Origin of the sequence: Actinomadura kijaniata NBRC 14229, from assembly GCF_001552175.1 — a bacterium.
Taxonomy (GTDB): domain Bacteria; phylum Actinomycetota; class Actinomycetes; order Streptosporangiales; family Streptosporangiaceae; genus Spirillospora; species Spirillospora kijaniata.
In genome coordinates this window covers 1-11,127 of the sequence record NZ_BCQR01000174.1, presented here as the reverse complement: position 1 = coordinate 11,127, position 11,127 = coordinate 1, and the positions used below count along the sequence as shown (strand labels likewise).

General features: G+C 76.6%; 7 protein-coding genes. 5 read left to right on the top strand and 2 right to left on the bottom strand.

The window, feature by feature from the left end:
• The 5 genes from AKI01S_RS52110 to AKI01S_RS39485 all read left to right on the top strand — a co-directional run.
• The coding region (locus AKI01S_RS52110) for a CU044_5270 family protein (protein WP_067830301.1) at positions 1-970 on the top strand (970 nt) is incomplete at its 5' end.
• 87 nt (positions 971-1,057) lie between these two features.
• On the top strand, positions 1,058-2,008 hold the full coding sequence (locus AKI01S_RS39500) for a carbamate kinase (RefSeq protein WP_245681967.1): 951 nt from the start codon (positions 1,058-1,060) through the stop codon (positions 2,006-2,008).
• The gene (gene bar / locus AKI01S_RS39495) at positions 2,005-3,120 is read left to right on the top strand and encodes a barbiturase (RefSeq protein ID WP_245681966.1); all 1,116 of its coding nucleotides are present in this window, start codon (positions 2,005-2,007) and stop codon (positions 3,118-3,120) included. The genes AKI01S_RS39500 and bar overlap by 4 nt, the downstream gene beginning before the upstream one ends.
• Positions 3,121-3,200: 80 nt before the next feature.
• A complete protein-coding gene (locus tag AKI01S_RS39490; protein ID WP_067830298.1) occupies positions 3,201-3,896 on the top strand; it encodes an SseB family protein in 696 nt (231 codons plus the stop codon).
• Between the two features lie 194 nt (positions 3,897-4,090).
• Positions 4,091-7,057, top strand: a complete 2,967-nt coding sequence (locus AKI01S_RS39485) for a glycine--tRNA ligase (RefSeq protein ID WP_067830295.1) — start codon at positions 4,091-4,093, stop codon at positions 7,055-7,057.
• Positions 7,058-7,231: 174 nt separating this feature from the next.
• Here the strand turns inward: AKI01S_RS39485 and AKI01S_RS39480 are convergent, their stop codons facing one another.
• Positions 7,232-8,254: a DUF2332 domain-containing protein gene (locus AKI01S_RS39480; RefSeq protein ID WP_067830292.1), complete on the bottom strand. Its 1,023-nt coding sequence runs from the start codon at positions 8,252-8,254 to the stop codon at positions 7,232-7,234.
• A partial coding sequence (locus AKI01S_RS39475) for an ATP-binding protein (RefSeq protein ID WP_067830289.1) occupies positions 8,251-11,127 on the bottom strand: 2,877 nt, incomplete at its 5' end. The genes AKI01S_RS39475 and AKI01S_RS39480, both read right to left, overlap by 4 nt.

The following is an 11,127-nucleotide window of genomic DNA, read 5'->3' as shown; positions in this document are numbered from 1 at the left end:
CGTCACCGCCGCCGCGGCCGCCACGGGCGTCCTCGTGGTGACCGACGGGGACGGCCCGGCCCCGGCGCCCGGCCCCGGGGCGCCCGCCCCGGCCGCCGCGCAGGACGCCCGGACGGTGCTGCTGGCCAGCGCCCACACCGCCGAGCGCACGCCCGTGAAGCCGGGCCGCTACTGGTACACGCGCGTCCGCACCCAGACCGTCCAGGACCAGCGGGCCGACCGCAAGGGTCTCAAGCCCGGCCAGCGGTCGCGGATCATCAAGCTGCCCTACACCTACATCACGGCCCACACGCAGGAGTCGTGGCTGTCGCGCACCGGCCGCGACCGCACCCGCAGCATCACCGCCATCAACCCGAAGACGAGCTTCCCGACCGCCGGGGACGAGGCCGCCTGGCGCAGGGCCGGAGCCCCGCAGCTCATGGACAAGGCCGAGCGCGAGCGCTCGGTCAACGACTACGACGAGCCGATCACCCACGTCATCGGCAACGAGAACGTGCCGACCGACCGGCTCCTGAAGCTGCCCACCGACCCCGCCGCCCTCGCGCGCGAGCTGCGCCGCCGCTACGACGCCGACGTCCGCGACGCCAACGACGGCAAGGGCCCCGAGAAGAGCGTCGACCCCTACCCCTACTACGTGTGGGTGACCGCGCAGGACCTGCTGGCCGGGCCCATCACGTCCGGCACCAAGGCCGCGCTGTACCGGGTGCTGGCCGACCTGCCGGAGGTGCGCGGCGAGGGCCGGGCCACCGACCAGCTCGGCCGCACCGGGGTTGCCGTGACGATGCGTGGCCCGGGCGACGGCACGCGGCTGCGGCTGATCATCGACCCGAAGACCGCGAACCTGCTGGCCTACGAGTCCGCCGGTACGTCCCTGTCCACGTCCAGGGCCACGTCGGCCACGGGCAGGCCCGCCCTGTCGGAGGCCTACGAGTCGATGGGCTGGGTGGACTCCCTGGCGGCCCGCCGCTAGCCGACCGGGCAGAGTTGCCGAACGGCCGGTGCCCGGCTGGCGAGTTTCGCCCGTGAGCACCGGCCGCCGCCCGGTTACCGTCGGTGAGTGGACAGCAGCACCGGCGAACGCGTCGTCATCGCCCTGGGCGGCAACGCGATGACCGGCCCGGACGGCAGCGCCGCGCCGCGGGAGCAGGCGGCGGCGGTCGCCCGGGCCGTCGAGCAGGTCGCCGACCTGGCCGCCGCGGGGGCGGGCCTGGTGCTGACCCACGGCAACGGGCCCCAGGTCGGCAACCTGCTGATCAAGAACCAGCTCGCGGCGGACGTGGTGCCGCCGGTCCCGCTGGACTGGTGCGGGGCGCAGACCCAGGCCACCCTCGGCGTGCTGATCATGAACGCGCTGGAACGGTCGCTGGCCGCGCGCGGCGCGCGCCGCCCGGTCGCCACGGTGGTGACGCGGACGCTGGTGGACGCCGCCGACCGCGCGTTCGCCGACCCCGCCAAGCCCGTCGGCCGGTACTTCCCGGCGGCGGAGGCGCGCCGGTTCATGGCGATCGGGCAGTCGTGGAGGGCGTTCGGGGAGCGCGGCTGGCGGCGCGTGGTGGCCTCGCCCGAGCCGCTGGAGGTCCTGGACGCGGGCGCCGCCGAGGCGCTGCTGACCACCGGGCACGTCGTGGTCTGCGCGGGCGGCGGGGGAGTGCCGGTGGTCCGCGACGGGGACGGCGGGCTGCGCGGCGTGGAGGCCGTGGTCGACAAGGACCTGGCCGCGCAGCTGCTGGCGCGCCGCCTGGGCGCGGCCACCCTCGTGATCGCCACCGACGTGCCGAACGTCGAGGTCGGCTTCGGGACCCCCGGCGCGCGCCCCCTGCACCGCACCACCTCCGCCGAACTCGGCCTGTTGGCCGCCGCCGGGCACTTCGCGGGCGGCAGCATGGGTCCCAAGGTGGAGGCGCTGCGGCGCTTCGTCGCCGGCGGCGGACGGCGCGCGGCGATCACCTCGCTGGACCGGATCGCCGACGCGGTCCGGGGCAAGGCCGGAACGATCATCGAGGAGTGAGCGACGTGCCCGACCCGATCGAAGTCCGCAAGATCCCCATCGCGAGCGTGACCGACGCCTCCGGGCTGGCGCGCCTGATCGACGACGGCGTGCTGGAGGCCGACCGGGTCCTGGCCGTGATCGGCAAGACCGAGGGCAACGGCGGCGTCAACGACTACACCCGGCTGCTCGCCGACCGCGCGTTCCGCGAGGTGCTGGTGTCGAGGGGCACCCGGAGCCCGGCGGAGGTCGCGCGGGTCCCGCTGGTGTGGTCGGGCGGCACCGACGGCGTCCTCAGCCCGCACGCCACCGTGTTCGCCACGGTCGACCCGGCCTCGGCCCCGCGCTCGGACGAGCCGCGCCTGTCGGTCGGCATCGCCATGAGCGAGGTGATCCGCCCCGAGGACATCGGCCGCCCCGCCATGGTCGAGACCGTCGCCGCCGGGGTCCGCGAGGCGATGAAGGCCGCCGGGATCGACGACCCCGCCGACGTCCACTACGTGCAGACCAAGACGCCGCTGCTGACCCTGGACACCATCAACGACGCCCGCCGCCGGGGCCGCGACGTCGTCACCGAGGACACCCTGAAGTCGATGGACGTCTCCAACTCCACCACCGCGCTCGGCATCGCCGTCGCCCTCGGCGAGATCGCGATGCCGTCCGCCGACCGGATCCACCGGGACCTGTCGCTGTACTCGTCGGTCGCGTCCTGCTCCTCGGGCGTGGAGCTGGACCGCGCCCAGATCGTGGTGGTCGGCAACGTGCGCGGCATCGGCGGGCGCTACCGCGCCGGGCACGGTGTGATGAACGACGCACTGGACGCCGACGGCATCTGGACGGCGATCCGCTCGGCCGGGCTGGACCTGCCGGAGCGGCCGCACCCGAGCGATCTCGGCGACCGGCTGGTGAACGTGTTCATCAAGTGCGAGGCCGACCCGCGCGGCGAGGTCCGGGGCCGCCGCAACATCATGCTCGACGACTCCGACGTGCACTGGCACCGCCAGATCAAGGCGTGCGTCGGCGGCGTCGCGGCGTCGGTGACCGGCGATCCGGCGGTGTTCGTGTCGGTCGCGGCCGTCCACCAGGGCCCTTCCGGCGGCGGGACCGTCGCGGCCATCGCGGATCTGGGCTGACCCGGGACCGGCCTGGGAGGGAGCGGAGAGTATCGCATTAACCACCCTGGGCGGTCGCCGGAGGTTATAGCCTTCTGGCCGTGTCCGGAAAGACCATTCCCCAGCCGCAGTTCCCCGACGACGACGGCGGCGCCGCCCCGCGGGTGCGTGACGCGCTGGCCGGATACGCGGCCGGGCGCGTCGGAGAGCACACCGTGCTGCGGGTCCTGGCCGACAGCCGCCTGCTGGTGCCCGTCGTGGCCGTGCTGACCGAGGAGGAGCAGGTCGCGCCCGGCGAGCTGCGCCGGGAGAAGAACAGCGACATGGCGCTGCCCACCCTGATCGGGGAGGACGGCCGCCGGGGCGTGCTCGGCTTCACCTCGACCGAGACGATGCGGGCGTGGCGCCCCGACGCCCGCCCGGTCGCGGTGCGCTTCCGCGACGCGTGCCTGGCCACCCTCGACGAGAAGGCCCACGCGCTGGTGGTGGACGTGGCCGGGCCGGTGCCGTTCGCGGTGGACGGCATCCGGCTGCACCTGCTGGCCGAGGGCCGCCCGATCCCCGCGCCGCACGAGGACCCCGAGGTGCTCGCCGCGATCGAGGCCGCGTTCGGCTCCGAGCCGGGCGTGACCGGCGTCCGCGCCGACCGGGGCCAGCACGCCGAGCTGGCGGTCCGGTTCGCGATCCTGTCCGGCCACGACGAGCGCGCCATCCTCCAGCGCGTCTCCGACCGCCTCGCCGAGATGCTGCGCGGCCGGATCGTCGGCGGCGTGGAGCTGAGCATCATCCGCCGGTAAATCGCTTGCCCCTCCCTCCCGGACGTCGGCAGGGTGGGCGCGTGGACCCTGCCGAGAAACCCACCATCGCCGCCGCGCGGCCGGAAGAGGCCCGTCCCCCGACCGGGAGGGCACTCCTGCGAGGTCTCGGGCGCTGACCGCGCCTACCCTGAGACCCAGCCCACTCGCAGGAAAGAAGCCCGCCCGTGTTGACCATGCAGGACGCCCTGACCCGGCTCACCGACCACTGGACGGCCCGCGGCTGCCTGGTGGCCCAGCCGATGAACACCGAGGTCGGGGCGGGGACCCTGAACCCGGCGACCGCCCTGCGCGTCCTCGGCCCCGAGCCGTGGCGCGTCGCCTACGTCGAGCCCAGCGTCCGTCCCGACGACTCCCGCTACGGCGACAACCCCAACCGGCTGCAGACCCACACCCAGTACCAGGTGATCCTCAAGCCCGAGCCCGGCGACGCCCAGGAGCTGTACCTGAGCAGCCTGGAGGCCTTCGGGATCGACCTGGCCGCCCACGACGTGCGGTTCGTGGAGGACGACTGGGCCTCCCCGGCGCTCGGCGCGTGGGGGCTGGGCTGGGAGGTCTGGCTGGACGGCATGGAGATCACCCAGTTCACCTACTTCCAGCAGTCCGGCGGCCTCACCCTCGACCCCGTCTCGGTGGAGATCACCTACGGGATGGAGCGCATCCTGATGGCGCTCCAGGGCGTGCGCCACTTCAAGGACATCGCCTACGCGCCCGGCGTCACCTACGGGGAGGCGTTCGGGCAGGCCGAGTACGAGATGAGCCGCTACTACCTCGACGACGCCGACATCGACGCCAACCGGTCGCTGTTCGAGACCTACGCGGCCGAGGCGCGGCGGATGCTGGACGCGCGGCTGCCGGTGCCCGCGCACTCCTACGTGCTGAAGTGCTCGCACGCGTTCAACGTGCTGGACGCGCGCGGCGCGATCGGCACCACCGAGCGGGCCCGCGCGTTCGCCCGGATGCGGGGCCTCGCCCACGAGGTCGCCGGGCTGTGGGCCGAGCGCCGCGCCGAGCTCGGCCACCCGCTGGGCGACGCCGCCGCCCGGCCCGCGGCGGGCGCCGCGCCCGCCGCCCTGCCGGAGATCGACGCGCCGGGGACGTTCGCGCTGGAGATCGGCGTGGAGGAGCTGCCGCCGCACGAGGTCGGCCGCACCGCCGGGCACGTGGCCGAACGCCTGCGTGACGCGCTGGAGGCAGCCGGGCTGCTGCCCGACGAGGCCGTGATCGACACCTACGCGACCCCGCGCCGGATCATCGTCGTGGCGGCGGGCGTCGAGCCCCGCGAACCCGACACCGAGCAGGTCGTCAAGGGCCCCCGCCTGGCGGCCGCCTACGACGCCGACGGGCGGCCGACCAGGGCGCTGCTGGGGTTCGCGCGCGGCCAGGGCATCGACCCGGCCGAGGTCCGCGCCGTGACCGTCGGGGGCGGCGAGTACGCCGGGTACGTCCGGCACGTCACCGGCCGTCCCGCCGCGCGGGTCCTCGCCGAGGCGCTGCCGCGGATCGTGGCGGGACTGCGCGCCGAGAAGAACATGCGGTGGAACGCGCCGGGCCTGTCGTTCGCGCGCCCGATCCGGTGGCTGCTGGCGCTGCTGGACGAGCACGAGATCCCCTTCACCGTCGCCGGGATGACGGCGGGCCGCACCACCTACGGCCACCGCCGGGACGCCCGCACGGTGGCCTCGGCCGCCGAGCTGGTGGCCACGCTGCGCGCGGCGGGCGTGGAGCCGGACCCGGCCGAACGCCGCCGCCGCGTGATCGCCTCGGCGACCGGGCTGGCGCGGCGGGCGGGCGGCGCCGTCGACCTCGCCGCCGAGCACGCCCTCGTGGAGGAGATCGTCAACCTGGTCGAGGAGCCCGTCGCCGTCCTCGGCGCGTTCGAGGACAGGTACCTGGAGCTGCCGCCGGAGATCCTGACCACGGTCATGCGGAAGCACCAGCGCTACCTGCCGGTGCGGTCCCCGTCCGGGGCGCTGCTGCCCGCGTTCGTGACGGTCGCCAACGGCGCCTGCGACCACGACACCGTCCGCGCGGGCAACGAGGCGGTGCTGCGCGCCCGCTACGAGGACGCGTCGTTCTTCTTCGCCCAGGACCTGCGGCGGACCCCCGAGCAGATCAAGCGGGGGCTGGAGCGGCTGACGTTCGCCGACCGGCTCGGCTCGATGGCCGACCGGGCGGGCCGGATCGACGAGATCGCCGAGGAGCTGGCCGCGCGCCTCGACCTGACCGACGCCGAGCGCGAGACCCTCAGCCGCGCCGGGGAGCTGGCCCGGTTCGACCTGGCGTCGGCGATGGTGATCGAGCTGTCGGGGCTGGCCGGGACGATGGCCCGCGAGTACGCCCGCCGCGCCGGTGAGCCGCCCGCCGTCGCCGACGCGCTGTACGAGATGGAGCTGCCGCGCTCCTCCGGCGACGCGCCGCCGGCCGGGATCGTGGGGGCGGTGCTGTCGGTGGCCGACCGCCTCGACCTGCTGGCCGGCCTGTTCGCGGTCGGGTCGGCCCCGAGCGGCGGCTCGGACCCGTTCGGGCTGCGGCGGGCCGCGCTGGGCCTGGCGGCGGTGCTGCGCGCCCACCCGCGCCTCGCGCCGATCACCGTCGAGGACGGCCTGGCGGTCGCCGCGCGGCACCAGCCCGTCGAGGTCACCCCGGAGACGCTGGCGGAGGCCGCGCGGTTCGTCGCGCGCCGCTTCGAGCAGACGCTCCTGGACGAGGGCCACGCGGTGGCGGTGGTGCGCGCGGTGCTGCCGCACGCCGGGTCGCCCGCCCACGCCGAGCGGGCGGCGGCCGACCTGGCGAAGCTGCGGGACGACGCGCGGTTCCAGCGCCTGTCGGCCGCCCTGCAGCGCGTCCTGCGCATCCTGCCGCCGGACGCGGAACCCGGCTACGACCCGGCCCTGTTCACCGACCAGGCCGAGCACCGGCTGCACGAGGCCTACCAGCGGGTCCGGGCGGCGCTGCCGGGGCGCCCGGCGCTGCCGGAGTTCACCGAGGCGGCGTCCGCCCTGGCCCACCCCGTCGACCTGTACTTCGACGCGGTGATGGTGATGGACGAGGACCCGGCCCTGCGCGCCAACCGGCTGGGCCTGCTGGCGTCGATCCGGGCGCTGGTCGGCGACGTGCTGGACTGGCGCGAGGTCGGCTAGGGCCTGTTTCGAAGTGGGCCTCAGCCGCGCACGCGAGCGCGTTACCTGACCGGCGGGCCCGAAGCCGGAGGCGAGGGACCGCAGGTCAGATCGCGAAGCGATGTCGCGCTCGCCAAGTCCTGGTGAGGTGTGAGCCCCGGGGCGAGCGCCGTAGGCCAGGGCTTTGAAACACGGCTAGCGGGCGGGGCCCCACACGGTGGGCAGCCCGTGCGGCGGCGCCTTGGCGAGGACCTCGGTGCCGCCGCCGGGCCACAGGCGCAGCTTCAGCAGCGGCCGGCTCTCGATGCGCTCCTCGTCGCGGGGCTCCAGCGCCAGGTGCGCGACGGGGGCCCGCGGGGTCGCCGCCGCGCCCGCCGCCGCGAGGCTCGCCTCGACGCGGGCCCACTCGTCGGCGGGCACGTAGTGCCGCATGATCGAGTGCCAGACGACGGTCACCGTCCCCGGGCGCGGCGCCAGGCCGTCCAGGAACCCGGCCGCGCCGTCGCGGACCACGGTCGCCGGGACCTCGGCGGCGACCGCGAAGGCCGCGCGCAGGCGGGCGACGCGTTCGGTCTGCTCGGGCCACACGTACGACAGCAGGCGGACCTGGTCGGCGGGGTCGGCCGGGTCGAGGGGGGCGAGGTCGCAGCCCCGGCGCTCCACGACCTCCAGGGGCGCGTCCACCGGCGGCGTCCCGCCTTCCCAGCAGTCCGGCAGCACCACCGGGGAGTCCTCGGGGCCGTACGCGCCACCCTCGAACAGGTAGCGGAAGCGGTCGGCGCGCAGGTTCAGGCCCGCGCTCGCGCCGATCTCCAGCAGCCGCACCGGGAGCCCGGTGGCGGCCGCGACGGTGAGCAGGCCGCCGACCAGCGCGGCGGAGCGGCCCACCTCGTTGGTCTGCGGCGGCGTCGCCATCCCGGCGCGGATCTCGGCGGCGTGCTCGGCCAGCACCGCGCGGAACGCGGGCCAGGCCGCCGCGCCGTCGGGGACGCCGCCCACGGTCGGGTAGTAGGGGGCCAGCTCCGGCGCGCGGCCCTCCAGCACGAGGCGGTGGACGGTGCCCAGCAGCCGCAGCGACAGGGCGCTCCCGCCCAGCCCCTCCATGATCGTGGCGGCGGGTCCGCCGGTGTCGGCGGCGGCGCGGCGCAGCAGCTCGGCGTACATGGGCGCGCCCAGCCTGCGGCACCCGTCGGCCTGGACGAGCAGGTTCTCGGTCACGGCGGCTCCTTGAGAAGGCGTTCGCTGTGCTCGGCCCAGTGGTCCAGGCCCAGCGCGCGGTGGACGTCGAGCGCGGCCCGCGCGTGCTCGCGGGCCCGGTCCGGGCGGCCGAGCCGGGCGGCCAGCTCCGCCAGCACCAGGTGCGTGGAGCCCCAGCACGCGCTGCCCATGCCCGAGACGACGAACAGGTCGGCGTGGGGGAGCAGCTCCTCGTACAGCACGGCCGGGTCGGGCGTGCCGAGGCGGGCGGCGACCAGCCCCCACACGGGGGTGAGGAAGTCGGCCGTCCAGTCCCGGGGAACGTGGTGGCCCCAGCGTTCGACCAGGTCGCGCGCCAGGTCCGCGCGGCCCGCCTCGACCGCCGCCAGCACCGCCACCGGCCGCAGCGGGCGGTGCGCGGCCTCCTCGGCGGCCCCGACCAGGTCGTCCAGGAGCTCGGCGCCCCGGCCCTGCCCGCGCCGGATCGTGAACAGGGTCACCAGCCGCCGGAACTCCCGCCCCCACACGCTCGACCCGAACAGCATCTCGGCGTGCCGTTCCAGGAGGTCCTCGGCCTCCTCCCAGCGGCCGTCGAGGGTGGCGCGGGCGGTCTGGGCGATGCGGACGGTCGTCTCCAGCTCCGGGCGCCGCCCGCCGTCCAGCAGGCGTTCGCAGCGCGCCAGCTCGCGGTCCCAGCGGGCCAGGTCGCCGGCGCGCAGCAGGCACGCCATCAGCGACACGCGCGCCACCAGCTCGGCCGGGCGCGGCAGGCCGGGAACGGCGAGCATCTCCTCGGCCGCCGCCAGCCGCGCCGCGTTGCGCCCCGGGACGAACGACGCCAGCAGGTAGTCGGCGAGCGTGCGGGCGCGCAGCGCGGGGTCGCCGGTCCGCCGCGCGATCTCCACGGCCTCGGCGGCGGCGCGCTCGCCCTCCTCCCGGCGCGGCCCGTAGACCAGCGCGACGCCGAGGACGCCGAGCAGCACCGCCCGGTCGGTGTCGTCCAGGGGCCCGGCCAGCAGGCGTTCGACGACGGCGACGATCCGGTCGTTGACGGTGCCGTAGGGCCACCAGTGCCACAGCGCGGGCTCGCCGTACACGGCCACGGCGGTGACCAGGGTGCGGTGGTCACCCGCGCGTTCGGCCAGGTCCATCGCCTCGGTCAGGTCCCGGTGCGCGCCCGCCGCGTCCCCGACCGTCCGGCGGGCCTGCCCCAGCTCGGCCAGCGCCCGCGCGCGGGCGGCGTCGTCGCCGCGCGGAAGGTGCCGCAGGGCCTGCTCCCAGAGTTGCACGGCCTCGTCGTAGGCGAGCCGCGCGGTGGCCTGGCGCGCGGCCGCGGCGGCGTGCCCGGCGGTCCGGGCCGCGCCGCCGACCCGGGCGGCCCGCGCGAAGTGGTGGGCCAGCACGGCGGAGTCCGCGCCGCGCGCCTCCAGCGCCTCGCCGACGCGCAGGTGCAGCCGGGCGCGTTCCAGACGGCCGAGCCCGGCGTACAGCGTCTCCTGCACGAGCGCGTGCGCGAACCGGTAGTCGGGCCCCTCCGGCGCCTCCACGGCCAGCCCGGTCGCCACCGCCGGGTCCAAGGCCTCCAGGACCTCCGCCGCGTCGCGCCCGGCGGCCCCGGCCACCACGTCGGCGTCGATGTCGCGGCCCGCCACGGCGGCGACGCGCAGCAGCGTCCGGGTCTCCTCGGCCAGCCGCCCGACCCGCTGCTCGATGACGTCGCGCGCCCCCGCCGGGACGCCGCCGCCGTCCCGCAGCACCTCGCCCAGGTAGAACGGGTTGCCGCCGGTGCGGTCCAGCAGCTCGGCGACCCGCTCGGGCCGGTCGGGCACGCCCCGCGTCCGCAGGTAGTCGGCGATCTGCCCGGCGGTGAAGGGCTCCAGCGCGATCCGCTCGGTGGCGGACTGCCGCGTCAGCGCGCCGAGCGTGTCGCGCAGCGCCTCGGGGTGGTCGCCGGGCTCGGGCCGCAGCGTCGCCACCACCAGCACCGGCGCCGCCGCGACCGCGTCGGCGACGAACGCCAGCAGCCGCAGCGACGACACGTCCGCCCAGTGCAGGTCGTCCAGCACCAGCAGCAGGGGGGTGCCGTCGCCGGTCAGCGCGGCCAGGACCCGTTCGTACAGCTCGAACAGCCCGCCGCCCGGCGCGAGGTCGCCGGTGAGCGGCCCGGCGTCGCCACCGACCCGCCGCATGATCTGGATCCACGGCCAGAACCCCGGGGACAGCCCGTCCGAGCAGCGCCCCCACGCCACCCGGAAACCGCGCGCGGCGGCGTGCTCGGCGGCGGCCTGCGCCAGCCGCGTCTTGCCGACCCCGGCCTCCCCGGACACCAGCAGGACGCCGCCCCGCCCCTGCCGGGCCGCGGTGAGCCGCCGCTCCAGCACCTCCCACTCGGCGTCGCGGGCGACCAGCCGCTCCGCCCCGTGCGTGACGGGACCGTGCGTGACGGGACCGTGCGTGACGGGACCGTGCGTGACGGGACCGTGCGTGACGGGCCGTTCGGGCGGCCGGTCCGCCGGGGCGGGGCCGGCGGGGGCGAGCAGCGCGGCCGACTGCTCGAAGACCGCGCGTTCCAGTTCCCGCAGCTCGGGTCCCGGGTCGAGGCCCATCTCGTCCGACAGGCGTTCGCGGACGCGGCGCAGCGCCGCCACCGCGTCGGCCTGGCGTCCCGACCGGTACAGCGCCAGGACCAGCAGCCGCCAGGCCCGCTCCCGGTAGGGGTGCTCGGCGAGCAGCGCCTCCAGCCCCGGCACCGCGGCGGCGGCCTCGCCGAGGGCCAGCCGCGCCTCGAACGCGTCCTCCAGCGCGGCGGCCCGCACCTCGTGCAGCCTCGCCACGACCGGCCGGGCGAACCCCCGGTCGGCGAACTCGCCCAGCGGCTCGCCCCGCCACAGTTC

Coding starts and splice junctions, on each gene's coding strand:
- AKI01S_RS39485 (WP_067830295.1), top strand. CDS start 4,091: ATGCAGGACGCCCTGACCCGGCTCACCGACCACTGGACGGCCCGCGGC.